Consider the following 26,180-nt stretch of genomic DNA (forward strand, 5'->3'; position numbering starts at 1 on the left):
CATCGCGGTCGTCGTGATGAATAACCAGCTCCGCTTTTGCGACATCTACACCCACGATTAACCGATCTACCTGCATTGCCATGGGTGGCTCCTCACGTTATGGTTCTAGGGCTTGAAGGGGTGGGGCGATGTCTCCCACAGTCTGTACTGCTGCTGACAGTCAGAATCGGCTTTAGCGTCCCACCACCCCTTCAAGTCTAACCATACAAGCGGGCCAGCCCGCGAACACCGACACAGCCGATGCCATATACACCGCGTTGGATTTTTCGCGAGCGCCTCCCTTTCATTTCCCCTCGAAACTGCAGTTCCATTGGAAGCAGTCAAACCACCTGATAAATCTGCTAGTAGACGTAGGCGAGCCAGTAGTAAATCATCCAGTCACATACTTCGCCACGGGCTACGTATATGCGTTCGACAGTGCTCCCGACAAAAAAGAAAAAATTTTTCTTCCAAGGCCCTAAACTGGCTTGCGAAGTAAGTGACAGCCCACGTCGCCTGCTCTGGGCCAATGGCATTGCATTAGCAGAATCAGATGCAATAACAACAAGCAGTCAACTCTTGCAATCTGACAATTCAAACACCGCATTGCGCGGTATCCCTGCAGGCACTCAACAGAACTTTTCACCCTATGGTTTTCTGCACGCAGCCCCATCAACACATCTTGTTACGTTCAGCGGGCAGCGGCTCGATACAATGCTGGACTGTTATGTTCTCGGCAATGGACGCCGGCTCTACAGTAGCAGATCGAGGCGATTTCTCCAGGCTGACACTATGTCTCCATTCGGTAAAGGCGGGCCTAACGGCTACTGCTATTGCCAGAACGATCCCATCAACCGGCATGACCCTAGTGGAAAAATGTGGGAATGGATCAAGCGCGGAGTAAATTGGCTTGTTGGTCAACGTCCAACTATTTCTGTGGATAGAGCACAGCTACGTATCGGCGGCGAACGCACTCAGAGCCCAAATTTAACACTTATCCTGCATAGAGCCGGGCACACACCGGCACCGGACTCATATCATGTATCTGTAGATATCGGTGACGTCGAGTTTGTCGCAGGTGTTGGAAATAGGATTATTAACAGTGCCGAAGTACTAGAACCCTTATCCAGCCTAATAATTAACCGCGCAGAAAATGCAGCCATAGCAGCCGCAGCTAATCTTTTAACCTATCAAGCGACGAACACACTTACTCTCGGCGTTGCCGCCCAGCTGGCAACCTATAGTTACCTTGAAAGAAGACTTATCAGAGACACTATCGGGGAGGTTCGAGTTACACCTATTCAACCTGATCCTTATGACTATATCCGTCACTAAACTTAATTTTACAATCCAGTGGCGCTGTCAAGCAGATTAGCGCAGTGACGTAGTCTTGGGACGCGCTTCGTCCAAGAACGCATCGCTCAGCAAAAACACTTCCACGACAGTTCGAGTGAAATCATACTGCTTCCCTGGTAGCAGCCAGCGACAAGCGAATGCCGATGAATACGCAAAACCAGGTGGACCTGCGCCGCTTCTTGGTCGGGCCGAATGATTGCGAGGTGACCGGGATTGCCATTACCCCGGACAACAAGACGCTGTTCGTCAACATTCACCACCCGGGGAACTGGCCATATACCGACAAGGCTACAGATGCTACCCCGGCTGCGGCCAAGGTGAGACGGCGGGCTTCGACGGTGGTGATTCAGCGCAATGATGGCGGGGAGATCGGGACTGCCTGATCGTCCAGCGTACAGGGGCCGCTTTGCTGCCCATTCGCGGCACAAGGCTCCTGCAGGGGGTACGCGATCTCACAAGGTTCAGGACCTGTGAAATACGAGTGGGAGCGGGCGTGTCGAGGCGTCGAACCGCCGCGAGCACCCTTGCTACGCTCTAGAACTCGGCGAGCCGCCAAACCTCGTAGGCTGGCGTCTCGTACGGGTGGCTTTGCCTGAGCGCTGCGACGACCTGGGCAACTAGATCGTCAGCCACCACCAGCTCCACCTTCCACTCTTCCACCACCTCGACCTGACCGGTTTGCCCGAGATACGGCTGGCTGCCGTCCAACGGACGAAACTGGCCCTGGCCCGAGGTCTGCCAGGCGCAGTGGTCATAATCACCCATGTGCCCACCACCCGCGGCGAACACAGCAGCCTTGACCACCTCAACATGGCTGGCAGGAACAAAGAAGGCGAGCTTGTACACGCCTTAGTTCACCCACACCCGCGCATTACGGAACATGCGCATCAACGCCGCATCTTCCTGCCACTCATCCGGGCGCCACGAGTTCTGTACGGCACGGAACACACGCTCCGGGTGCGGCATCATGATGGTCACGCGGCCGTCGCGGCTGGTGAGCCCGGTGATACCGCGAGGCGAGCCGTTGGGGTTGGCCGGGTAGGCCTCGGTGGCCTTGCCGTGGTTGTCCACGTAACGCAGCGCCACGCAACCGGACACATCAGCCTCCAGCAAGGCCTCTTCACTGGCGAACTCGGCATGGCCCTCGCCGTGGGCGATGGCGATCGGCATGCGCGAACCGGCCATGCCCTGCAGGAAGATCGAGTTGGACTTCTGCACCTCGACCATGGCCACCCGCGCCTCGAACTGCTCGGAGCGGTTACGCACGAAGTGCGGCCAGTACTCGGTACCCGGGATCAGCTCATGCAGATTGGACATCATCTGGCAACCGTTGCACACGCCCAGGGCGAAGCTGTCGTTGCGCTCGAAGAACGCCTGGAAGGCATCACGCGCACGGCTGTTGAACAGGGCTGACTTGGCCCAGCCCTCGCCGGCACCCAACACGTCGCCGTAGGAGAAACCGCCACAGGCGACCAGGCCCTTGAAGGCCTCGAAGTCCACGCGACCGGCAAGAATGTCGCTCATGTGCACGTCGATGGCCGCGAACCCGGCACGGTCGAAGGCAGCCGCCATTTCGACCTGGCCGTTGACGCCCTGCTCGCGCAGGATGGCCACTTGCGGACGCACGCCCTTCTTGATGTAGGGCGCGGCGATGTCATCGTTGACATCGAAGCCAAGCTTGACCGACAGCCCTGGGTTGTCTTCTTCGAGCAGCAGGTCGAATTCCTGATCGGCGCAATCGGCGTTGTCGCGCAGGCGCTGGATCTGGTAACTGGTTTCAGCCCACTGGCGCTGCAGCATGCGGCGGTCGTCATCGAACAGCACTTCGCCGTTCAGGCTGATGGAGATTTCGGCGTTGTTGACCGGCTTGCCGATCACCGCCACGCACTGCTCACCCAGGCCTGCGGCGCTGAACTGGACCAGTACGTCCGGGGTAGCGTCCTGGCGCACCTGGATGACCGCGCCCAGCTCTTCGTTGAAGAGGATCGCCGGGATGTCGGCCTTGCTGTCGGTCAGCGGATCGAGGTGCAAGTCCAGGCCGCAGTGGCCAGCGAAGGCCATTTCCAGCACGGTGGTGACCAGGCCGCCATCGGAACGGTCGTGGTAGGCCAGCAAGTGACCGTCGGCGTTAAGACCCTGGATCACGGCGAAGAACGCCTTGAGGTCTTCGGCGTCGTCGACGTCCGGCGCCTGGGCTGCGATCTTGCCGTAGGTCTGGGCCAGGATCGAGGCACCCATGCGGTTCTTGCCACGGCCCAGGTCGATCAGGATGAGGTCGGTCTCGCCCTTGTCCATGCGCAGTTGCGGGGTCAGGGTCTTGCGGATGTCAGTGACCGGGGCGAAGCCTGTGATGATCAGCGACATCGGCGAGGTGACGCTCTTCTCGACGCCCTCTTCGCTCCACTTGGTCTTCATCGACATCGAGTCTTTGCCGACCGGGATGGTGATGCCCAGCTCAGGGCACAGCTCCATGCCGACAGCCTTGACGGTGTCGTATAGGCGCGCGTCTTCACCTGGGTGGCCGGCAGCGGACATCCAGTTGGCCGACAGCTTGATGTCGGACAGCTTGTCGATATGCGAAGCGGCCAGGTTGGTGATGGTTTCGCCGATGGCCATGCGCCCGGATGCCGGGGCATCCAGCAGTGCCAGCGGAGTACGCTCGCCCATGGCCATGGCTTCGCCGGTGTAGACATCGAAGCTGGTGGCGGTGACGGCGCAGTCGGCCACCGGTACCTGCCAAGGGCCGACCATCTGGTCGCGGGCGACCAGGCCGGTGATGGTGCGGTCGCCGATGGTGATCAGGAAGCTCTTGCTGGCCACGGCCGGGTGGCTCAGCACGCGCTGTACAGCGGTGTCCAGGTCCAGCTCGCTCGGGTCGAAATCATCGCCCAGCTCGGCTTCGCGGGTGACCGAGCGGTGCATGCGTGGCGGCTTGCCCAGCAACACGTCGAGCGGCATGTCGACCGGAGTGTTGTCGAAGTGGCTGTCGGTGACGGTCAGGTGCTGTTCTTCGGTGGCTTCGCCGACCACGGCGAACGGGCAGCGCTCACGCTCGCAGATGGCCTTGAAGCGCTCGAAGTCGACAGCGCTGACGGCCAGCACGTAACGCTCCTGCGATTCGTTGCTCCAGATTTCGTGCGGGGCCATGCCCGGCTCGTCGTTGGGCACATTGCGCAGCTCGAAGCGACCACCGCGGCCACCGTCGTTGACCAGTTCCGGGAAGGCGTTGGAGATGCCGCCGGCGCCGACGTCGTGGATGAAGGCGATCGGGTTGGCGTCGCCCAGCTGCCAGCAGCGGTCGATGACTTCCTGGCAACGGCGCTCCATCTCCGGGTTTTCGCGCTGTACCGAGGCGAAGTCCAGGTCAGCCGAGCTGGCACCGGTGGCTACCGACGAGGCAGCGCCGCCGCCCAGGCCGATCAGCATGGCCGGGCCGCCGAGCACGATCAGCTTGGCGCCGACGGTGATCTCGCCCTTCTGCACGTGGTCTTCACGGATGTTGCCCATGCCGCCGGCGAGCATGATCGGCTTGTGGTAACCGCGCACTTCTTCACCGTGCGGGGTGTTGATGGACTGCTCGAAGGTACGGAAGTAACCGGTCAGGGCCGGGCGACCGAATTCGTTGTTGAAGGCCGCGCCGCCCAGCGGGCCTTCGATCATGATGTCGAGGGCGTCCACGATGCGCTCAGGCTTGCCGTAGGCCTGCTCCCAGGGCTGCTCGAAGCCTGGGATGCGCAGGTTGGACACGGTGAAGCCGGTCAGGCCGGCCTTGGGCTTGGCGCCGCGGCCGGTGGCACCTTCGTCACGGATTTCGCCGCCCGAACCGGTCGAGGCACCGGAGAAAGGTGCGATGGCGGTCGGGTGGTTGTGGGTTTCCACCTTCATCAGGATGTGTACCGGCTCCTGCACCGCACCGTACTGGCGGGTTTCAGGGTTCGGGAAGAAACGACCTGCAACGTTGCCGACGATGACCGAAGCGTTGTCCTTGTACGCCGACAGCACACCTTCGCTGTGCATCTGGTAGGTGTTCTTGATCATGCCGAACAGGCTCTTGTCCTGCGCCTGGCCGTCGATGTCCCAACTGGCGTTGAAGATCTTGTGGCGACAGTGCTCGGAGTTGGCCTGGGCGAACATCATCAGTTCGATGTCGTTGGGGTTGCGCTTGAGGCCCTGGAACGCGGTGACCAGGTAGTCCACTTCGTCCTCGGCCAGTGCCAGGCCCAGGTCAATGTTGGCCTGGGCCAGGGCGTCGCGGCCGCCGGCTAGGATGTCCACCGACGTCATGGGCCTTGGCTGGGCGTGGCTGAACATGTCGGCGGCCTGCTCCAGCTGGCCCAGCACGCGCTGGGTCATGCGGTCGTGCAACTGCGCCGACACCTGCTCGGCATCGGCGTCGCTGAGGTCACCGGCCACATAGTACGCAATGCCGCGCTCCAGGCGCTGGATCGACTGCAGGCCGCAGTTGTGGGCGATGTCGCTGGCCTTGCTGGCCCAGGGCGAAATAGTGCCCAGGCGCGGCACGACCAGGAACAGGCGACCGGCGGGCTCCTGTACCGGTACGCTCGGGCCGTACTTGAGCAGACGGCCCAGCACCTGCTGCTGGTCGGCGGTCAACTCGCCGTCGGTATCGGCAAAGTGGGCAAATTCGGCATACAAACCAGTAACAGCGGGGACTTTCTGGCTCAGTTGCTCGAGTAACTTACCGTGGCGAAAGGCAGAAAGGGCAGGAGCGCCGCGCAGGATCAACATCGTCGGGACAGCCTCAGAAGGGGTGTGCTTGGAGGCCGTGCATTCTAGCCTAATTCGTTCGCTTGCGGCACCCGCTGTAGCGCAGGGCTGCCGGGCGGCGGAACCGGACCTGCGGGTCAAAATTTCCGGGGGTTCATGCACCTTGCCCAGACGCTGATACAGCCCCACAGGCAACCTCCGTCCAGGCTTTGCACAATGAGGTCCGAGTGCTCTGTTACAGGGTTTACCCCATCAACCGGGCTTGGCACACAGCGCTGGACGGCACGATCAGACAGCAAACGCCTGAAAAGCGCTATCAGACAAGCTAACCGTTGTCGAGATATGGCACGGCCAGTCCTTTGCGTATACTGCAACCTATGTTCACCCACACTGCTTTGCGCCAGCGTTGCGCCAGATGGCTTTTCGCAACCGGACTCTTTCTGCTGCTTGGTGGCTGCGTTGAAAAACCCAGTACCCTCGAGCGCGTGAAGGAGGACGGCGTGCTGCGCGTGATCACCCGCAACAGCCCGGCCACTTATTTCCAGGATCGCAACGGTGAGACCGGCTTCGAGTACGAACTGGTCAAGCATTTTGCCGACGACCTGGGCGTGAAGCTGGAAATCGAGACCGCCGACAACCTCGACGAGCTGTTTGACGACCTTGGCAAGCCGTCCGGCCCGGTGCTGGCAGCCGCCGGCCTTGTCAGCAGCGAACGGCGCCAGGCCCAGGCGAAGTTTTCACACCCCTACCTGGAGGTGACGCCTCAGGTCATCTACCGCAATGGCCGCTCGCGCCCGACCAACGCCCAAGGCCTGGTCGGCAAGAAGATCATGGTGCTCAAGGGCAGCAGCCACGCCGATCAACTGGCCGAGCTGAAAAAACAGTACCCGGGCCTGCAATACGAAGAATCCGATGCCGTGGAAGTGGTGGACTTGCTGCGCATGGTCGATGAAGGGCAGATCGACCTTACCCTGGTCGACTCCAACGAACTGGCCATGAACCAGGTGTACTTCCCCAACGTGCGCGTGGCCTTCGACCTGGGCGAGTCCCGCGACCAGCGCTGGGCCGTCGCCGCAGGCGAGGACAACAGCCTGCTGAACGAGGTGAACGAATTCCTCGACAAGTCCCAGAAGAACGGCACCCTGCAGCGCCTGAAGGACCGTTATTACGGGCATGTCGATGTACTAGGCTATGTGGGCGCCTACACCTTCGCCCAGCACCTGCAGCAACGTTTGCCCAAGTACGAGAAGCATTTCAAGAGCTATGCCAAGGTCGAGCAGGTGGACTGGCGCCTGTTGGCCGCCATCGGCTACCAGGAGTCCATGTGGCAGCCGGAAGTCACCTCCAAGACCGGCGTGCGCGGCCTGATGATGCTGACCCAGCGCACCGCACAGGCCATGGGCGTCTCCAACCGCCTGGACCCCAAGCAAAGCATCAAGGGTGGCGCCAAGTACTTCATGAAGATCAAGGCCGAGCTGGACGACAGCATCCAGGAGCCCGACCGCACCTGGTTCGCGCTGGCCGCCTACAACGTCGGCAGCGGCCACCTGGAAGACGCGCGCACCCTGGCCAAGCGCGAGAAGCTCAACCCCAACAAGTGGCTGGATGTGAAGAAGATGCTGCCGCGCCTGGCGCAGAAGCAATGGTACCGCCAGACCAAGTACGGCTATGCACGGGGCGGCGAACCGGTGCACTTTGTCGCCAACATCCGCCGCTACTACGACATTCTCACCTGGGTTACCCAGCCTCAGCTCGAAGGCCAGGTGGCAGAGGGCAACCTGCATGTCCCGGGTGTGAACAAGGCTAAACCGGCAGAGCAGTCACCGCCGCTGTAGCCGGTCACGTCACGGCTTGGACCGGCGAGCCCTGAAGAAGTCACTGAGCACTTGCCCGCACGCCTCGGCCATCACGCCACCCTCCACCAGCACACGGTGGTTCAGAAAGCCCTGCCCGAAGAACTGGCCCTGGCTCTGCACGATCCCCGCCTTGGGTTCCAGTGCGCCGAAAACCACGCGCATCACCCGCGCATGCACGATCAACCCGGCGCACATGCTGCACGGCTCCAGGGTCACGTACAGCGTGCTGCCAGGCAGGCGGTAGTTGCCGACCGCGCGAGCTGCGGCGCGGATCGCCACCATCTCGGCATGGGCACTGGGGTCGCTGTCGGTGATCGGGCGGTTGAAGCCCTGGCCGATGACCTGGCCGTCCTGCACCAGCACGGCGCCCACCGGTACTTCCCCCAGTTGTGCGCCCTCGGCGGCCAATGCCAACGCCATGCGCATGTAGGTCTGGTCGTGGCTGCGGTCGATGATCTGCGGTCGCATCAGACCACCGCGATCGCGGCCATCAGGCCGGTTTCCATGTGGTCGATGACGTGGCAGTGGAACATCCAGGTGCCCGGGTTATCGGCGACCAGCGCAACCTGGGCGCGCTCGTTCTTGCCCAGCAGGTAGGTGTCGGTGAACCACGGCTCCTTGATGTCATGCCGGTTGGAACCAATCACTTTGAAGCTCATGCCGTGCAAGTGGATGGGGTGCTGGTACTGGGTCATGTTCTTCAATTCGAAAATGTAGCTCTTGCCCCTGGTCAGCGTTGCAATTGGGCGATCTGCGCAGGTTTTGTCGGTGATGTCCCAGGCCTGGCCGTTGATCTGCCACAGGCTCGGCGGCTTGCCCTGGTCGGTGCCGACCGACACCTTGCCTGCCCACTCGAAGTTGAAGTTGAGCTTTTCGGCGTTTTCCAGGTCCGGCTCGGCGATGGGGTTGGGCGGCAGCGCCGCTGGCCAGTCGCTGGGCGCATCCGGGTTGGCCACCGCGCGCAGGGTGCCCAGGCGCACGAAGCCGTCGCGCAGGGAAATCTCTTCACCGGCGTTGGGAATGCGGATCGCCAGGCAAATGCGCATGCCAGGCCCCAGCCAGTAGTCATCTTCCAATGGCCGGGGGGTGACGGGGTTGCCATCGAGCGCGTAGATCCGCGCTTCGCAGTTGCCCTTGAGGTTGATGCGGTACGTCCAGGTGTTGTCCAGGTTCAGCAAGCGCACGCGCACCACCTGCCCTGCCGGTAGCTCGGTCACGGCATCGGCCAGGCCGTTGATGGTGATCAGCCGCCCTGCGGTGCCATTGCGCGCCGCCTCGCGCGGGATGCTGAACGGCATCCAGCCCCCCTGCTCGTCCACATGCCAGGTCTTGAGGTTGAGCGTGCGCTCATGCTTGAAACCGGTAGGTTCGCGCTCCTCGACGATCAGCGGGCCAACCAGGCCCCGGCCCAGCTCCTCGGAGCTGCTGACATGGGGGTGGTACCAGTAGCTGCCAGCATCGGGCACCCGGAACTTGTAGTCGAAATACTCCCCTGGCTTGACCGGCAACTGCGACACATACGGCACGCCATCCATTTCCAGCGGCAGGCGGATGCCATGCCAGTGGATGGTGGTTTCGATCGGCAGGTGGTTGATGAAGCGCACGCGCAACCAGGTACCCTGCCGCACGCGCAGCTCGGTCCCCGGGGCACTGGGCCCGAACGCCCAGGCTTCGGTTGTATGTCCAGGGACCAGTTCGACGTCCAGCGGCGCTGCGATCAGCTCGTAGTCATGGCCGGCATTGTCATCTTCGACCTTGCCCAGCCAGTACCGCGCGGCGCCCCCCGCGCCCAGGCCAACCACAACCAGGCCGGTCAGGCCCTTGAGCATTTGTCGACGGGTGAAGGACATCGCAGCGGGTACCTCGTGTTCGGCACAAACAGTTCACCAGCGGGCGCTGATGAGGAAGGGCGAATACGATACACCTGCGAATGGGAAAGATTAAGTGAATGATCGCCCGATGTGCCCTGTCGCGCTCAATCGGCTTGTGCGCCCGGCGCTTTGCACAGTTGGCCGAACCAGTGACGTTCCTCGACGCCTGGCGCCCGGGTAGCGGCGCCCAGCAGCGGCGGGTCGGGCACCACATTCAATGCGTGCAGGCGGGAAGCGGCTGCAGGGTGAGTGTCGAACGGGTGCGCCAGGACAGCACTCAGCGCCTCGTCACCGACCTGCAACGGGTGACGCTCGAGGTAGCCAGGCAAGGCTTGATCGACGCCTTGCCCACCACACGTCGCCAGCACCGTATCGATCGCAGGCTGCAGCGCAATGATGCGCAGCAGGGTCTGTGCGAACAGCCGTTGCCCGCCGACTGCAGCGCCTGCCTGGTCCGCCAGCAGCTCCTGCGACCGCCCCCAGTGCAGCACCGCACGCTGGAAATGGTGCAGGAACTGCCAGGCCATCCACAGCGTTGGGCGCTGCGTCCAGGGCGCGGGCTCGTCGTGGCCGACCAGCGCCGAGAAATGGGCAAGCATCATGCTGAACTGTGCGTTGGTCTGGCTCGCGCGTTCGGTGTCCTGATGCCGGAAATGACCCAGTTCGTGTCCAATGACCGCGCCAGCTTCCGCCTGGCTGAGCATGCCCAGGTAAGGCAGCGGCAAGTACAGCGTGCGCCCGGTCAGCGGCAAGCCGACAGGCTGAAGCAGAATCGGCACGCTGGTGACGAAAAAGCCCTGGTCGAGCCCGACCACGATGTTGTCGGGGACCGGTGCCTGAAGCTGCGCCGCCAGGCCTTCGACCCAGCGCCATACGCCGGGTGCACTGTCCCGATCAAGCGCCCTGCCCAGAAAGGATGTGCTCTGATCGAGCACCAGCGGCCAGCGTCGATGCAACCGCCTGGCCAGTTGCAGGCAGACCAGCACGCACGAGGCCAGCGGCAGCACGATGAACAGCACCGTCAACCCACCCTCCGCCACCCGGCTGGTCGCAACGCTCAGCTCGTACAGCAAGGCCAGGCTCAACGCAGCAGCCAGCAAGCCCAGATGCAGTACCAGCCACTTGCCCAGGGCACGCCAACGCTGGGTCATGTGCCGCTGCAAGAACTCAATTGAGCGCAGCGCCCGCCAGGCGTCCAGCCTGAGCCTGAGCCATGCCCCGACCGCAGTCAGCAAGGCCAGAACCGCCAGCAGCCCGCTCGTGACGGCCAGGACCTTGCGCAGAGACTGCCCGCCAAGGCCCGCCTCATAACGGTCAAGCTCACGTTGAAGCCGCTCACGTCGGTCTGCTTGGGGGATGTAGGGGTTACGCTCGGCCTTGGGCAGGGCCTGCAAAAGCGTGTCGCTTGGCGCATCCAGCCACTGACGTATCGCCTGTGCCTGCGCCTGGGCCACCTCGACGCGCCAGAGTTGCACCTGGCTCCACCCCAGCACCAGCAGCGGCAACAACAGCAGGGCCAAGCCCCAGCCTACGCGCCTGAACAGCCGTATGGCCTCGTTGCTCATGGCGCAGCCCGCCGCAAGGCATCGCCTTGGCGAGCCACGGCCGGGAACAACTGTGCCAAGGTGCGCCTGGCCTGTGCTGCCTGCAGGTAGGGGTAGAGTACGTCCACCAGTTCTGCCAGCGCGAGCCTGCGCCCCGCCCGGGTGAAGTTGCAGGCCCACACCTTGAGCCGCAGGCCACCGGCGATCAGCTGAGCATCAGGTGCTGCGAGCGCCTTGAAACCTGGGGCCTTGAGGACAGGCGCGGCGCCGAACGCGGCGAGGCTGAACACCAGGTGCGTACTGAGCCGCCGCTGTTCGACATCGAAGCCTTCGAACGCTTCCCATGGCACTGGGGCCAAGGCGTTGGCGAAAGCGACCGTGTCACGGGTCACCGCCAGTGCGCACCGCCCATGGCGCTGGTACAGCGCCCAGGCACTGACCAGGGCCACCAGCCCGATGCCGACCAACCCTGCGCCGAATGCCCACAGCAGCACCTTCACTGTGCTGGCGGTCTGCGGACCGAAGAGCATGGGCAGGCTCGCAAGCCAGCCACCGAGCCCAATCGCCACCAACCCGATGACTGCACACGAAAGTGTCTTGCCCAGCGAGTGTTCATGCAGCTCGAACGACTCATCGGGGCCGACGGCATTTACCTGCAGGTAGGTCAGGTCGGCATTGGCGCCGGTATTATCCATTGGCCTGCAGCAGCTCAAGCTGACGCTGGGCGTGGGCGGCATCGCAGTAGGCCGTCAGTACGGCCAGCACTTCTTCGTTGGACAGCTTGCGCCCGTTTTGCGCAAGCCCCGCCGACATGATGCGAACCTGGGGGCGCGGCTTCTTCAGCACCATGGCCTGGTTACCGAAGAACTGCAGCTTCACCACTCGGTGGGTAGGCAGTACGGCATCGCTGCTCATCTCCAGCGTCTGCACCATCACCAGCCCTTCATCCTTGACCGAGATGTCCTGCACCTGCGCCAAGTCCACCGGCGCGTCCAACGTGTCAACGAACAGTTGTCGGCGCGTCAGGCGCATGAACACCTGGGTACCGGCGTTGCGGTGCTGCCAGGTCACGGCAGCGGCGATGAGCACAATGAAGGCGGTGGCCACGATCGGCCCGGTGCGCTGCATGCTGATGCCGATTCCGAACAGAATCAGGGCACCGACCAGCAATACTGGCCCCCACACGCGATAACGACGAGAGTTGGTGAACTCGCTCTGCTCCGGCACACGTTCAATCACTTGCCGAAGCTCGGCAATGACATGCTCGCGCTGGGCCGTGCGCGACTGGTCGTAGTCATTGCCCAGCGACCCGGACAAGTCGGCCAATGGATCGGTATGTTCACTCATGATCGATAACCCTCGGTTATTTCTTGGCAGCCAGGTAATCGGTCAGGAACGCCTCGGCATTGCCTTGGTGCGACAGACCTTCCGAGTAGCCGACCTGACGCGGCTGCGCCTCGCCCGGCAGGTACAGCTCACCTCCCCACATGCCCTGGATGATCAGCACGACGAATTTCTTGCCGTCGACGTCGGTCCAGTAGCGGGTATCTTTGGCGGTCTTCTCGACGTGCATTTTCTGGATGCGCATATCCCAGTCGTGATCGACGCCTTCGACCTGCACCAGTGCCTCATTGGCCGCGCGATCGCCGATGCGCAGCGTCCACACCTTGACCCCTTCAGTGCCCAGGTAGGCGACGACGTTCTTCGCTACGTCCGGGCGATCCTCGGCCAGGGCCTGACCGATACACAGTGTGAGCGCGGCAACCAGCAAGGCGGCCCATTTCCGATAAGCGAACATGATTTTGTTTCCTGATCTGCAACAAAACGCGTATTGAAGGACTCAATAGGTAGGCTGCCAACCCAGTTGCCCGTTCATCACAACAAACAGCGGGTTGGTCACAACGACTGTTGTCGAAAATGTGCGCGCGTTACCATTTCCGGCCGACGCTGCCCCACCGAGAAACCGAGTCTGCATGCAATCGCTAACCCCCTACCTGGATACCGCCTTCTGTTTCGACAGCCCTGGCTCCCTCGCCCAGGCAGGCGTGCTGGATGCGCGTGCCGCCCATGTCATGGGCAGTGCCACGGGGCATTATCGGGCACAGACCGTGCGCCAGGGCCTGCAGTACTTCGATTGCCACCTGCACTTTCCAGAGCCCCTGCGCATCGACAAGGTGCTGCCCGAGAGCCTGTGCATCGTGCAGGTGTTCGACGGCGCCTGGCAGCACAAGGTCGATGGCAGGCTGAACCAGTACGATACCGGTCGGCTGCACGTGCTTGGCCTGAGCGAGAGCCTTGAAGCCCAGGACCAGTTGCCGGTCGACAGCCATGCGCGCATGGCCGGCGTGCGCATTGCCGGTGACGCATTGCGCGAGCTGGCCCAGGACGATCCGCAGTTTCATCCATTGCTGGCATTGCTGGCCGATGGCATGCACTTCGACCAGTTGCCCCAGTGTCCCTCGCTCAGCCGCCTGTTCCAGCAGCTCTATCGCTCACCCTACAGCGGTAGCTTGCGCCGCCTGCACTATGAAAGCCTGAGCCTGGGGATCGTACTGGAGCTGGCCAGCCATCTGTCAGGCCAGGCCCTGACACCTGAGCCGCAGCAAGACGGTGGCCGCCGTGACCTGGCCCTGGAAACGCGTCGGCTGCTGGACACTAGCCCCACTGCCCCGCCGTCCGTCGCCGCCCTGGCCAAGCAGCTGAAGGTGAGCGAGACCACGCTGCGCCGAGCCTTCAGCCAGCAGTTTGGCTGTTCGATCCTGCAGTACATTCGCCAACAGCGCCTTGAGCTTGCGCGCATCCTGGTACTGGAGCGCAAATGGCAGATTTCGCAGATCGCCTATCACGTCGGCTATGCCAACCCGGCGAACTTCTGCCATGCCTACAAGGCCTATTTCGGGCACACCCCCGGCACGGAATGACCGGCGCTGCTCACCGTGGCGTTGCCAGGCGGGAACGAAATCAAAGTGCCACCAGTCTGAACGATTGCAGCAACCAGAAGCTCGGCCGATACGGTCCGTGAGAGCAGCGTTCTGTCCTGCTCGGTTCGAGCTGAAAAAGGCAATCCGTTCGGTTATTTATCTGGTTGTATTTTCAGAGCGTCGCCTGATGAAAAAAACACTGCTCGGCGTGCGAGCTTTGATGTCCGTACCCAAGGACAACCCCGACTTGGTCAAGGCGCAATACATCGCGCTGTCGCGCCAGCTGCCCATGATGTACTTCATCCTGCTGATCAACACGCTGATGCTGGCGGGCACCCACTTCACGGTGGCGCCGCGCTGGCTAGTGGTGTACTGCCCGATGATCATGACGTTGTTCGGCCTGGTCCGAGGCGTGGAGTGGATACGTACCCGCAGGCGCGTGCGCAGCCCGGCCCAAATGGTCATGGCACTCAAGCGCACCAACACGCTCGCCCCCTTCGTTGCTGTTGCCTTCACGGCCTGGTCGCTGGCGCTGTTCCCCTATGGCGACAGCTACACCCAGGCCCATGTCGCTTTCTACATGGCCATCACCGTGATCGGCTGTATTTTCTGCATGATGCACCTGTTGCCAGCGGCCTTGGCCACTACCGCCGTGGTCAACACGGCGTTCGTGGTGTTTTTCGCCTCCACTTCCATCATCACGTTCATTGCCACCGCGCTCGATGTGCTGCTGGTATCGATCGCCATGCTAGTCATCCTCAAGGCGCAATACACCGATTTCACCCGGCTGGTGAACATGCAGGCGCAGACGGCCAGGCTCAGCGAGGAAAACCTGCAACTGGCCAACCTGGACAGCCTGACCGGGCTTGCCAATCGCCGGCAGTTCTTCTCCCGCCTCGACACGCTGTTGCCCCATGCCGGCGAGCAGGACACTCGCCTGGCCGTCGGGCTGATAGACCTGGATGGCTTCAAGCCAGTCAACGACCTGTATGGCCACAGTGTGGGCGACAGGTTGCTGTATCAGGTCGGTCAGCGCCTCACCGAGATGCTCGACCAGGGTGTGCACCTGAGCCGGCTGGGGGGCGACGAGTTCGGCCTGATCATCACCCAGGCCCTGGATGACGAGCAGCTACGTGCCTTTGGCGAGAAGCTTTGCACGCGCATGCGCGAGCCGTTCGTGCTGGTGGACATCCCCATTCAGATCAGCGCGTCGCTGGGCATCGCCACCTTTCCAGATCAGGCTTCGTCAGCCACGCAAGCGTACGAATATGCCGACTACGCGCTGTACCAGAGCAAGCGTCATCGCCCTGGCACGGCGTGCCTGTTCAGCGCTGCCCATCGCCAGCAACTCAATCGACAAGGGCTGACCGAGCAGGCCCTGCGCAGGGCGGACCTGGATCGCGAGTTTCACATGGTGTTCCAACCCATCGTGGATGTCCGCAGCGAGCGAACCGTTGCGTTCGAGGCACTGGCGCGCTGGGAAAGCCCAGAATTGGGTAATGTGCCACCCAGTGACTTCATCCCGATCGCCGAGCGCATCGGCATGATCAATCGTCTCACCCTGCCTCTGCTGACCAAGGCACTGGACACGGCTGCCAGTTGGCCAGCAGGCATGCGCCTGTCCTTCAACCTCTCCACCCATGACTGTGGCTCGGAAGAGGCCGCCCAGCAGATCGTCGAGCTGATCAAGAGCAGCCGGTTCGACCCCACGTGCCTAGACCTGGAAATCACCGAAACCGCGGCCATCCAGGACCTGCCGCAGGCCCAGCGCGCCATCAGCCGCCTGCGTGAGCTGGGCTGCGGCATTTCCCTGGACGACTTTGGCACCGGCTACTCCAGCCTCAGCCAGATCCATGCGCTGTCGCTGACCAAGCTGAAGGTGGACCGCTCCTTCGTCACCGGCATCCAGCTCAACCCGGCCAGCTTGAAGATCGTCAAGTCGCTGATTGCGCTGTGCCAGGACATGCAACTGGAATGCATCGTCGAGGGCGTGGAAACCGCAGCAGAACTCACCACTTTGAAAACCCTGGGCTGCACCTGGGCGCAAGGCTACCTGTTCTCAAAGCCCATGCGCCCCAACGCGATCGGGGCGTGGCTTGAGGCCGAGCAATTGGCCAGGGTGCAGGCGATCTGACTGGCCGCGCTTTGGGCCGTGACAGCCTGCCGATGTAACCGCGCGTCCAGCCTTGATCAAGCGCTGGTAGAACCGCTTGGCGAGCTGTGCAACGCCTCCAACCGCTCCTGAATGAACGCCAGCAGGGCTCGCACCCGCGCCGTCACTGAATGGCGGTGGCTGTAAGCCGCCAGCAACTGCAAGGGTGCCGGGCACAGGTCCAGCACCACCTCCTGCAACCGGCCAGCCGTCAGATCCTCCTGGCAGGGATGAGCCGCCACAATCGCAAAGCCTATCCCCTCCCGCGCGCCTGCCACGGCCAACTCACCGCTGTTGACGCGGTAACGGCTGCGCACCGGCACCTTGACCGTTTCGCCCCTGGCGCCCTGAAACTGCCAGGGCTGACCTCCGAGCGCGCTGAGCGTGGTGATGCAAGGCAGCGACTTCAACGCTCGCACGTGCTGCGGGATACCCGTGCGCGCGAGCAGAGACGGGGCAGCGACCACGATGCTCGGTAAGCAGGCGAGCTGGCAGGTGATGAACTCGCTGTCTTCCTGGCGGCCACGGTGAAAGAGGATGCACAGGTCCACGTCCTCACGCAGCACTTCCAGCCCAGTCACCCGGGTATCGCACTCAAGCTCGATGCCAGGGTGCAGGCTGCAGAATTCGGCCAGGATGGGCGCCAATAGCCTGGGGGCCTCACCTGGCATGCACAGCTTCAGTGGCCCTCGCAGCTCGCGCTGTACAGCACCGAGTTCTTCCTGGGTGCAGTGCAAGGCGTCGAGCAAGGGCTTGGCTCGCGCGTACAACAGCCGCCCCGCTTCGGTCATGCGCAGATGCCGGGTGCTGCGCTCAAGCAGGCGCGTACCGAGCTGTCGCTCCAGTGAAGCGACATGGCGACTGACATTGGAAGACGGCATGGCCAGCGCACGCGAGGCGCCGACAAAGCTCTGCTCATCCACCACCGCTGCATAGACACGGACCGCATTCAGATCGAGCTCATTGCGCACTGACTATCCCACCTGAGGTATGAAAACGTCCCATTTTTGCACGCTAGTGATCTGGGGAGGGGAAATCTACGATGGTCCTTTGCCCCAGGCGTCCAGTGACCTGGCGCGGGGCAGCGGATGAACAAGGAGGGCTGGAACGTGGACATTGCGATAGTGGGTGCAGGCATTGCAGGGCTGAGCGCAGCGTTGGCGTTGCGCAAGCAGGGCTTCAGCCCGCGGGTCTTTGAGCGCCGTAGGATGCCAGCAGCCGGAGGCGCCGGTGTGACGCTTTGGCCCAATGCCAGCTTTGTGCTGGAGCAGCTCGGCGTGTTGCAGGACATCCAGGCCGTTGGCGGCAGGCCCCTTGCCATGCGCCGGTACGATGCAGCCGGCAATGCGTTGGGAGGCCTGGACATCGAATTGCTGGACCGAACCATGGGCTACCCCACCGTTACGGTGCTGCGCCGGGATTTGCAGGACGTGTTGCTCGCCCATGCACGACGGATGGGGATTGCAGTCGAATTCGGGCACCAGGCAATGGCCATCGACCTGGATGCCCAGGGCAAGGCGGTGGCCCGCTTCGAGACGGGTACACGCATCTGCCCGGAGGTGCTGATCGGTGCAGACGGACGCATGGCCTCGGTGACGCGCCAGTTCGTCGCGGGTGACAACACCCCGCGCTATCAAGGGTTCGTGAACTGGATCGGTGTGGCACAAGGGTCGGGGGCGCTGGTGGACGATGTGTCGATCCAGGATTACTGGGGAACGGGGCAGCGCTTTGGTGCGGTGGCAGTTCGACCGGACCTGGTGTATTGGGCCGCAGCGCAAGCATGCCCGCTGAACGAAGGGGCTGGCCGAGCCGATGATCGGGCGCAGGTCGAGCACAGGTTCGCCCAATGGCCCGAGCCCGTTTCACGCATCATTCGGGCAACCCCCGAACAGGCCATCCGGCGCATCGCGGTCCACGACCTGGAACCGCTGCACACGTGGAGCCGCGCGAACGTGCTGTTGATCGGCGACGCTGCGCATGCGCCATTGCCCACCTCCGGGCAAGGCGCTTGCCAGGCCCTGGAAGACGCCTGGCACCTGGCTCGCTGCCTGGCCGGTGCCGGCAACGAACCCACCGAGGCTTTTGAGGTATTTACCAGGACGCGCGCCCCTAAAACCGCACGGCTTTCGGAACAGGGCCGGGGCTTTGCACGTGCCTTGTTCGCGACGGACGCCGAAACGTGTCGGTTGCGTGATGCGAGGGTCAGTGCGTGCGACCCAGCGCGGGACGTGCAGGTATTGGCTGCGGGGTGGGCGCAGGGTTTGCCGATGGCAGGAGGGATGCTCAATACGCCATGGACGGAAGACGGCCGGGACAGCGTTTATCGTTTGAGAGGATGACGATGCTTGATGCACATCAGGAGGTGTGCGCGGATTTGGCTGATTCCCCCTCGATTCATCGCCTTTTTGTCACCATCGGTCGTCCGCTCATGCGAAACATGATGTAGCACCTCAACTATCGGGCTGGGCTGCCGTAATCATTGAGAGCCAACCTAAATTTTGTGGAGCTTCAGCATGTCGCTACTTCCCAATCGCATCTCCGGGCGCATGACCCTGGGAATCCTGACGTTGCTGGCACTCACGGCCTTGGCGATCTATTCGGTCATGACCCTGGGCGGCAAACCTGAGTTGGTGGCAGCCGGCACCGAGGCGGCCGAACAGTCGGCCAGCGCCATCACCCGCCAGCTGGCCATGCAGGTGAACCGCATCGAGGGCACCGCAACGGCCATGGCGCACCTGGCCGAGACCCTGCCCCACGATGAAAACCTGATCAAGGCCAACCTGCCCAACGTGATCGACAGCCAAGGCGATACCGCCATCGCAGGCGGCGGGCTGTGGCCAGAGCCCAACGGCTTCGTTGCCGGTACCGAACGCCGCAGTTTCTTCTGGGCACGCAACGCCAGCAACGGCTTGGATTACTCGGACGAGTACAACGCTGCGCAAACGGCGCCGTATCAGGCTGAGTCGTGGTACACCGGCGCCAAAGCCGCGCCCTTGGGTCGCTGTGTCTGGTCGGACGGGTACCAGGACCCGGTCAGCGGCGTAGCCATGACGACCTGCAGCGTGCCCTACCACGCCCAGGGCGCGTTTGCCGGGGTCGCCACCATTGACCTGAAGCTCGACGGTCTTGCCGCCTTCCTCAAGGCCAACGGCAATGTCACCGGTGGCTACGCCTTTGCGGTGGACGCGTCCGGTAATTTGCTGTTCTTCCCTGATGCAAAGAGCGCCAAGGGCTTGCAGACCCTTGCCGGCCTGAGCCAGGAACAACCGTGGTTCAAGCCAGTGGCCGATAGCCTGGCGAGCAAGCCGGCTGGCACCACCACCCTCTACCTGGATAACGATGCGCGCCTCGATGGGCCGGCCTACGTCACCTTGGCCACCATGGAAGGTACGGGCTGGCGCATTGGTCTGGTCACCCCCGAGGCCCGTGTGGTCGGCCTGGCGAACAAGCTCACTGGCCAGATCCTGCTGTTCCTGCTGCCATTGCTGGCCGTTTTGCTGGGGCTGGCATGGCTGGCTGGCAAACGGCTGCTCACCCAGATAGAGGAAACCACGGCGCAAATCGAGAACCTGGGTCAAGGCGGCCAGGCGGGTGCTCAACTGGAGGTTATGCGCAATGACGAACTGGGCGCGCTGCGCACGGCCGTCAACCAGTATGCAGGCTCTCTGCAGGCCATGCTCCGTCACATTGCCGAGGAGTCGGTGTCACTGGAAGAGCGAGCCAACGAGCTGGCGCAACTGTCCACCGGCCTGGCCGATCGGGCGGAGGCGCAACGGGTGGACAATACCCTGCTCGCTACCGCCATCACCGAAATGTCGGCCAGCGCCAATGAGGTCGCGCGCAACACAACGGACTGCTCGGACACAGCCCGCAGCTCATTGGTCGAAGCGCAGAAGAGTCAGGACCAGGTCAACCGCAACGGTGAATCCATCGAAAGCCTGGCGACCGACATCTCGGGCGCGGCCACAGCGATCACCCAGCTGGGCGAAGACATCGAACGCGTAGGCGGCGTGCTGGAGGTGATCAAGTCGATCTCCCAGCAGACCAACCTCTTGGCGCTCAACGCTGCCATCGAGGCCGCACGCGCTGGTGAACAAGGTCGCGGCTTTGCCGTAGTAGCCGATGAGGTGCGCACCCTTGCCGGCCGCACGCAGACGTCTGCCAACGAAATCCAGGAAATGATCACTCAGTTACGCGAGGCATCGAACGCTGCCGTCACCACCATGCAGAACGGCGCGCAGCGCACCCGCGAGTCGGTGCAGCAAGCCGTGGGCGTGGCCACTACCCTGGGCACCACAGTGGGCAGTTTCGACGACATCGTCCAGCGCGCCCAGCAGATCGCCGTCGCCGCCCAGGAGCAGAGCCACGTGACACAGGAAATCAACGAGCTGGCGGTACGGATCCATGCAGCCAGCGAGGAAGGTGCCCGGGATGCAAGTGCGCTCAGGGAATTGGGCAAGGGGATGCAGTCGATTTCGGCGCGGCTGGGCGGGTTGAGTCGAGGTGGTCGTTAGGGCCTAGGGCCTGACCGTCAGGCGTTGAGGGCGCTAGCCTACCGTGCAGTGCTCAGGCGCTGCCAGGTATACGTGAACAGGGTCGCTAAGCGGCCCTTTCCATTCTGAATAGGGCTCGGACAAACTACCGCTGCCAATGAAGCTAACTGCCGGCACCGACCACTGCATGTCATCTGCCTGAGCCCGGCAGATTCAGAATACGTTCTCGAGACCGTAGCTCGAGCCTCCCATAGCGGGCAAAGCAGCAACTCGGCAAGACGACTGCAGGACTCAAAGTACTGTGAAGGGGCAATCACTCATTTGTTTCCGATCAGCCCGCCTATCCAATCAGCGAACGAACTCACAGCGGGCGAAAGAAATCGCTGGTGTGGGTATAGCAGGCTCACCTGCACCGGAGCCGGCTGCCAATCGGCGAGCACTTCAATCAACCGCCCTTGCTGCAGATGCTCGCTCACCACGTTCTCGGCGAGCTGAATCAACCCGAACCCATCAAGGCACATTTTGATGTAGAGCTCGGTCTCGTTGACGGCGGCCGTACCGCTTACCAAAACCGAGATCTTTTCCGTATCGCGTGCGAAGCGCATTTCACCTGCGTGTTTCGCGCCGCTCGAAAAGTAGTGAATAGCTCGGTGGTGCGATAAGTCATGGGGTGTTTGCGGGATGCCGTTTTCCTTGAGGTAGGCGGCTGACGCACAGGTCACCCAACGAAATCGGCCAAGTGGGCGCGCGACCAAGGTTGAGTCATGGAGCTCACCTGTACGAATAACGCAATCGATACCCTCCTGAAGCAGATCAACCTGTCGATCGTTCACGCCGATCATCAGATAGATATCCGGATAGCGCCGATAAAAGTCGCGCAGGTTCGGCATGACAATGGAGTGCGCAACGCCACCAGGCATGTCGACGCGCAAACGCCCCTGCGGCCGTTTTACGGAATCCGCCAGGCTGCTCTCCGTGTGTTCGATCAGTTCAAGAATCTCCCGGCATTGCGCCAGATATTGTGCGCCTTCAGGTGTAAGGCTGACCCGCCGCGTTGTTCGGTTGAGCAGACGCACCTGCAAGTACTTTTCCAGGTTCTTGACACTGCTGGTCACAGTCGAAGCGGGTAAGGAGAGCGTCTGCGCCGCTTGGGTAAAGCTTCCCGCTTGCGCTACGCGTACGAAAATCTGCATCGCCTGAATTCGATCCACGACGGTTAATAACCTCAAACAGTGATCAGGGACGGCCTTATTATTCGTCCAAATTGAATAATAAAAATAGTTTATCCATCTTTTTCCCGCAGTGTTGCCTTGCGTACATTTCTTGCAATCACATTTGAAGAGGTGTACCTCAATGGCTGAATACAATCGCGGCATCGTACAGGCGCAGACCGCACCGGTTGCCCGCACACTCATCCAAGGCGCCACTGTACTGAGTATGGATGGCGACATCGGCAATCTGGTACGCGGCGACATTCTCATCGAAGGCAGCACCATCAAGGCCATTGGTGAACATCTCGAAGCTGGCGACGCTATGGTGATCGATGCATCCGGCATGATCGCCATGCCCGGCATGGTCGACACGCACCGCCACTCGTGGGAAGGGCAACTGCGCCGGATCAATCCCAACGCAGCCACATTGGAGGACTACTGCAACGCCACTCACTTCTCGTTCGCCAAATACTATCGCCCGGCGGACATGTACATCGGCAACTTGCTGAGTGCGTTAGGGTGCATCGATGCCGGCATCACGACCTTGGTGGACAACTCGCATAACAGCCGCACCGGTGCACACTCCGACGCCGCCGTCGAGGCGCTGCTTGATGCAGGTATACGCGCGGTACATGCCTCCGGGGCGCCGGTGGCGGGTGAGTGGGATAAAGCCCACTGGCCGGGCAACCTGGAGCGTTTGCAGGAAAAATACATCAAGCACGGTGATAACCCGTTGCTTTCGCTGGCGGTGATGGCGCAGCTGGAACCTGAGCTGTGGGCTGAAGCCAGACGCCTGGGGCTGCCGATCATCACCGAGTTTTTTGGTGGGGACATGGCGGCGCAATTGCCAGAATTGCATCGTAAAGGTCTGCTGCGATCCGATAACATCTTCAACCACTGCACCGCGCTGCCGGACGCCGGCTGGGAAATCCTTCGCGAAGCTGGGGTGCGAGTCAACGTATGCCCACGCTCAGATGCCCATTACGGCATTGAAGATGGAATGTTCGCCATGCAGTCGGCCCAGCGTCACGGCATCAGCCCGGGACTGAGTGTTGACAACGAAACCTCCTACAGCGGCGACATGTTCATGGAAATGCGGGTGGCGTTCTACCTGCAACGTGTCATGGGCATGCACCAGCAGCGTTGCTGCGGTGAGGACCATCATCCGGTGGTGACGCTGCCCGCCCACAGTCTGCTCAAATCCGCGACTATCGACGGCGCCTTCTGTGCCGGCTTGCAGGACAAAGTCGGTAGCCTGGTTGCGGGCAAACAGGCAGACCTGATCCTGATCAACGCACAGGACATCAACCTCTATCCTGTAGGTAATGCCTTCGGCACCGTGGTACATGCCGCCGAGCGCAGCAATGTCGATACGGTCATGATTGGCGGGCGAATCGTCAAACGCGACGGCAAGGTATTGGGTGTGGACAGTCAGAGGCTGCGTGCGGCGATCGATGAGTCACGTGAGCATCTATTCGCTGCAGCAGGCTATGCGCCGGATATGTTTGCCGAGACGTTCCTCCCGTTCGACTCAGCCAACTAAGAGGGCACGAGATGAACGTAGCCTACTATGTGTTGGCCATCGCTGCGGGGCTCGGCATTACGCTGCAGACCACACTCAACGGCCAGCTCGCTAAAGGTGTAGGTGGAGACTCCGTTGCGGCGGCACTGTTCTCGTTCACTGCCGGCGCAGTGTGCCTGTGCATTTACGCATTGATGCGCGGAGGAATAGCGGCCTCACTGGCCGCGATTCCTGCCCAGCCCCTGTGGAGCCTGCTGGGCGGTTTGCTGGGGGCGAGTGCGCTGCTTAGCTATGTGGTGCTTGCACCGAAGATAGGCCTGTCCGCCCTGCTCGGCCTCGCTATCGCCGGGCAAATCGTTTCATCACTGGTCATCGATCATTTCGGCTTGATGGGGGCATTGGAAAGGCCAGTGTCTCCCATCAAGTTGGCTGGGGCGGTGGTGATGCTCGCAGGCTTGGCTATCGCGTTGTTCGGTGACAGGTGGTCAGCGGTTTTCTCTAACTGAGCGTCTTGATTACGCCGGATCCAGCTGGTACCCGCACCATGCCAAAAAATCATGCTGATGCTGGGAAACATTGCCTGTACTTGCCAGACCCAAAAAGCCAAAAGCCCGCAATTACGCGGGCTTCAGGGCATTTTTTGCTAGATCGTACCGGGCAGTGCCGGACGCGGGATCATTCCCACTCTATTATCAATAGATGTTGTAAAAGCAGCTAAATCAACTAATTATTGAAAAACCATAAGCCAGTACCACGAAAAAAACCATGCTCAGCATCACGTATCGAGCATATCCCATTCATCTCCGAGCACCCAGCGAATTGCTGATAGCTTCCCATTGACCATTCCCCACTCGAAGTCAGACCAAGGCCCCAACTCTGCGATGCCAATCTCCTCCTCGGCTCTTTTCATGGAGGCAAGCATTCCCTCCCAAATGGTATCGACCAGGAGGTTGCGCCGATCTTCCAGAGTAGCTTGGTCCCAGACTTCTTTCGTCACAAGCTTCGCTTCACCGTCTTCGACGCGAGCGATAATATTCCATTTTCTGTTGTACCAAACCTGCGTGGTCAGCTTGTTTTCTGCCTCAAGCAGTTCAGATAACTGCCGAGGGTCTTGACTGAACTCACGCTCGAATCGAGTTTCTTCGATCAGGTCGCTTGCAAATTCGCTGAGTAGCGTACTTAGGTTGGTTTCGTATCGTGACCTCACACCATCAAAAAGCGAGGCCAAATCGGGATGCGGGAGACGCGTGTCAGCCCCCTTTTGGCTGAAATCGTGAATATTATGGGTCACGAACGCAAACACGTCATCTTCTTTGCGCTCGGCTATCGCATCAATGAACGTCTCGATGATGATGGCATCCCCAATCCCATTCATTTGCCGGTGAAATGGGGCAACCTTGGCGATAGCCCGATCCGCCGCACGCACCTTGATGCGATCGCTGACAGGGACGGGGGACGCTTCCCCGATCAGCTTTTCGATCAATTCCACCGCCTCGTTCACAGCCTCTCCGCCAGTAGCGACTCGATGGTCGACTTCGTTCAGCTGTCTCAGCGTGGCATCTCGACCTTCTTCGGGGGCAAATTGCATAATTGCCTCCCTGACACGCTTGAAGTGACTGGAAAGGCTTGCTCGACTTGTCGCCATGACTCGGTCGCGATTACGAGCAAATTCGTCAATGATGATCTGCGGCATGATCAGAACGACCTCCCCAGATTCAGCCATCGCAGTCAACGCGTCCAGCAAAGGCAGGTGTCTGGGGTCTTTCGTAAGGTCAAGCCATACAGATGTATCGATCAACAGGTTCAATCTCATTCGCGCTCGTCCCCTGTCGTGCCGACCTTTACTGTGGAATCCCTTCCAACCACCCTTTGCAGCTGACGTAGCAGGACGGCACATTCGGCGGGGTCGCCGCCGCGACGTACTTCGGCAAGCAAAGCTGCTGCATAGGCCGGCCGGGCCTGGAAATAGGCAATCATAGCCTCATCATGCGGCCTATCTCTCATAGGTGTTCACCTCCTCACAAAGCGCGCCGTTCCAGTAGCCCGGCCTACGGACCAGACCAGCTAGACGAGCATACTAGCGTCCCGACATCCATGTATCACGCTGGAAACTGCGTTCGGCATCCTGCTGCGACAAAACAGGATTGCTAAGCGATCTACTCACGGCGCATGGCTCTTACAGGGTAAGCGCTCCATGAAGCCCACATTCAAAGCGCCCAACTGATGCCCGATGCTGTGCTCCCGATTTCTCAGGAGCCAGTAGTCATGATGCGACCCGACGCAAAGTCGAAAAAGTGTATCTGTACCCCAAGCCTGTCGACTTCCGAAAATCCATTGACGGCCTGGCTGCACTGGTTGAGCTGGACATCAAGGTTGCAGTATTCGACCCGGTGCTTTTTGTCTTCCTCAACAAGTCACGTAATCGCGTGAAAATTCTGTATTGGGAACGCAACGGCTTCTGCCTTTGGCTCAAGCGCCTGGAGTCCGAACGATTCAAAACATCGCCTGAGGTGACGGACGAGGCGATTGTCCTGACCGTCCAGGAGC

Annotated in this window: 20 protein-coding genes and 2 pseudogenes; 11 read left to right on the forward strand and 11 right to left on the reverse strand. The window is 61.4% G+C overall.

Annotation, left to right across the window (positions count from 1 at the left end):
• Positions 1-405: 405 nt before the first annotated feature.
• A complete protein-coding gene (locus tag ACF8GB_RS06865; protein ID WP_196186637.1) occupies positions 406-1,314 on the forward strand; it encodes an RHS repeat-associated core domain-containing protein in 909 nt (302 codons plus the stop codon).
• 134 nt (positions 1,315-1,448) lie between these two features.
• A pseudogene (locus ACF8GB_RS06870) lies at positions 1,449-1,718 on the forward strand (alkaline phosphatase PhoX); the annotation flags it as partial.
• Between the two features lie 151 nt (positions 1,719-1,869).
• Here the strand turns inward: ACF8GB_RS06870 and ACF8GB_RS06875 are convergent.
• Positions 1,870-2,181 carry an NGG1p interacting factor NIF3 gene (locus ACF8GB_RS06875; protein WP_196186636.1) on the reverse strand — a complete coding sequence of 104 codons (312 nt, stop codon included), beginning with the start codon at positions 2,179-2,181 and terminating at the stop codon, positions 1,870-1,872.
• A 3-nt stretch (positions 2,182-2,184) separates the two neighbouring features.
• A complete protein-coding gene (gene purL / locus ACF8GB_RS06880) occupies positions 2,185-6,084 on the reverse strand; it encodes a phosphoribosylformylglycinamidine synthase (RefSeq protein ID WP_392526738.1) in 3,900 nt (1,299 codons plus the stop codon).
• A gap of 356 nt (positions 6,085-6,440) precedes the next feature.
• Between purL and mltF the strand changes: the two genes are divergently transcribed.
• Positions 6,441-7,898 (forward strand): membrane-bound lytic murein transglycosylase MltF, encoded by a 1,458-nt coding sequence (gene mltF, locus ACF8GB_RS06885; RefSeq protein WP_058604478.1) that lies wholly within the window; start codon positions 6,441-6,443, stop codon positions 7,896-7,898.
• A gap of 9 nt (positions 7,899-7,907) precedes the next feature.
• Here the strand turns inward: mltF and tadA are convergent, their stop codons facing one another.
• The 6 genes from tadA to ACF8GB_RS06915 form a co-directional block, all read right to left on the reverse strand.
• Complete coding sequence (gene tadA / locus ACF8GB_RS06890; protein ID WP_100852136.1) at positions 7,908-8,387, reverse strand: tRNA adenosine(34) deaminase TadA; 480 nt, start codon at positions 8,385-8,387, stop codon at positions 7,908-7,910.
• The gene (locus ACF8GB_RS06895; protein ID WP_197844832.1) at positions 8,387-9,769 is read right to left on the reverse strand and encodes a multicopper oxidase family protein; all 1,383 of its coding nucleotides are present in this window, start codon (positions 9,767-9,769) and stop codon (positions 8,387-8,389) included. The genes tadA and ACF8GB_RS06895 overlap by 1 nt, the downstream gene beginning before the upstream one ends.
• A gap of 125 nt (positions 9,770-9,894) precedes the next feature.
• Positions 9,895-11,355 (reverse strand): M48 family metallopeptidase, encoded by a 1,461-nt coding sequence (locus ACF8GB_RS06900; RefSeq protein WP_392526739.1) that lies wholly within the window; start codon positions 11,353-11,355, stop codon positions 9,895-9,897.
• Positions 11,352-12,029: a hypothetical protein gene (locus ACF8GB_RS06905; protein WP_058604474.1), complete on the reverse strand. Its 678-nt coding sequence runs from the start codon at positions 12,027-12,029 to the stop codon at positions 11,352-11,354. Before ACF8GB_RS06905 ends, ACF8GB_RS06900 begins: the two co-directional genes overlap by 4 nt.
• Positions 12,022-12,681, reverse strand: a complete 660-nt coding sequence (locus ACF8GB_RS06910) for a hypothetical protein (protein ID WP_078479018.1) — start codon at positions 12,679-12,681, stop codon at positions 12,022-12,024. The genes ACF8GB_RS06905 and ACF8GB_RS06910 overlap by 8 nt, the downstream gene beginning before the upstream one ends.
• A 16-nt stretch (positions 12,682-12,697) precedes the next feature.
• Positions 12,698-13,132: a hypothetical protein gene (locus ACF8GB_RS06915; RefSeq protein ID WP_078479019.1), complete on the reverse strand. Its 435-nt coding sequence runs from the start codon at positions 13,130-13,132 to the stop codon at positions 12,698-12,700.
• A 175-nt stretch (positions 13,133-13,307) separates the two neighbouring features.
• On the opposite strand from ACF8GB_RS06915, the gene ACF8GB_RS06920 reads away from it, so the two are divergent.
• Both ACF8GB_RS06920 and ACF8GB_RS06925 read left to right on the forward strand, forming a co-directional pair.
• The gene (locus tag ACF8GB_RS06920) at positions 13,308-14,255 is read left to right on the forward strand and encodes an AraC family transcriptional regulator (RefSeq protein WP_196127379.1); all 948 of its coding nucleotides are present in this window, start codon (positions 13,308-13,310) and stop codon (positions 14,253-14,255) included.
• A 187-nt stretch (positions 14,256-14,442) separates the two neighbouring features.
• Positions 14,443-16,389: a putative bifunctional diguanylate cyclase/phosphodiesterase gene (locus tag ACF8GB_RS06925; RefSeq protein ID WP_392526740.1), complete on the forward strand. Its 1,947-nt coding sequence runs from the start codon at positions 14,443-14,445 to the stop codon at positions 16,387-16,389.
• Positions 16,390-16,445: 56 nt separating this feature from the next.
• Here the strand turns inward: ACF8GB_RS06925 and ACF8GB_RS06930 are convergent, their stop codons facing one another.
• Positions 16,446-17,378 carry a LysR family transcriptional regulator gene (locus ACF8GB_RS06930; RefSeq protein WP_182139042.1) on the reverse strand — a complete coding sequence of 311 codons (933 nt, stop codon included), beginning with the start codon at positions 17,376-17,378 and terminating at the stop codon, positions 16,446-16,448.
• 138 nt (positions 17,379-17,516) lie between these two features.
• On the opposite strand from ACF8GB_RS06930, the gene ACF8GB_RS06935 reads away from it, so the two are divergent.
• The 3 genes and pseudogenes from ACF8GB_RS06935 to ACF8GB_RS06945 all read left to right on the forward strand — a co-directional run bounded on the left by ACF8GB_RS06935 (position 17,517) and on the right by ACF8GB_RS06945 (position 20,921).
• A complete protein-coding gene (locus ACF8GB_RS06935) occupies positions 17,517-18,746 on the forward strand; it encodes an FAD-dependent oxidoreductase (protein ID WP_392526741.1) in 1,230 nt (409 codons plus the stop codon).
• Between the two features lie 264 nt (positions 18,747-19,010).
• Positions 19,011-19,802: pseudogene (locus ACF8GB_RS06940) on the forward strand (cache domain-containing protein); the annotation flags it as partial.
• Positions 19,803-20,219: 417 nt separating this feature from the next.
• Positions 20,220-20,921, forward strand: a complete 702-nt coding sequence (locus ACF8GB_RS06945) for a methyl-accepting chemotaxis protein (RefSeq protein ID WP_371921573.1) — start codon at positions 20,220-20,222, stop codon at positions 20,919-20,921.
• Between the two features lie 296 nt (positions 20,922-21,217).
• On the opposite strand, the gene ACF8GB_RS06950 is transcribed toward ACF8GB_RS06945, so the two are convergent.
• Positions 21,218-22,111, reverse strand: a complete 894-nt coding sequence (locus ACF8GB_RS06950) for a LysR family transcriptional regulator (protein WP_392526742.1) — start codon at positions 22,109-22,111, stop codon at positions 21,218-21,220.
• Positions 22,112-22,253: 142 nt separating this feature from the next.
• On the opposite strand from ACF8GB_RS06950, the gene ACF8GB_RS06955 reads away from it, so the two are divergent.
• Together ACF8GB_RS06955 and ACF8GB_RS06960 are read left to right on the forward strand one after the other, a co-directional pair.
• Complete coding sequence (locus tag ACF8GB_RS06955) at positions 22,254-23,654, forward strand: amidohydrolase family protein (RefSeq protein ID WP_392526743.1); 1,401 nt, start codon at positions 22,254-22,256, stop codon at positions 23,652-23,654.
• Positions 23,655-23,665: 11 nt separating this feature from the next.
• Complete coding sequence (locus tag ACF8GB_RS06960; protein WP_196142826.1) at positions 23,666-24,139, forward strand: DMT family transporter; 474 nt, start codon at positions 23,666-23,668, stop codon at positions 24,137-24,139.
• A 269-nt stretch (positions 24,140-24,408) separates the two neighbouring features.
• Here ACF8GB_RS06960 and ACF8GB_RS06965 read toward each other — a convergent pair whose 3' ends face one another.
• Positions 24,409-25,446: a PIN domain-containing protein gene (locus ACF8GB_RS06965; RefSeq protein ID WP_392526744.1), complete on the reverse strand. Its 1,038-nt coding sequence runs from the start codon at positions 25,444-25,446 to the stop codon at positions 24,409-24,411.
• A 481-nt stretch (positions 25,447-25,927) separates the two neighbouring features.
• Here ACF8GB_RS06965 and tnpB point away from each other — a divergent pair.
• Positions 25,928-26,180: IS66 family insertion sequence element accessory protein TnpB (gene tnpB, locus ACF8GB_RS06970; protein WP_392526745.1), on the forward strand; the 253-nt coding region annotated here is incomplete at its 3' end.

The sequence above is a fragment of the Pseudomonas sp. xss_4 genome (genome assembly GCF_043104125.1).
Classification (GTDB): Bacteria; Pseudomonadota; Gammaproteobacteria; order Pseudomonadales; family Pseudomonadaceae; genus Aquipseudomonas; species Aquipseudomonas parafulva_B.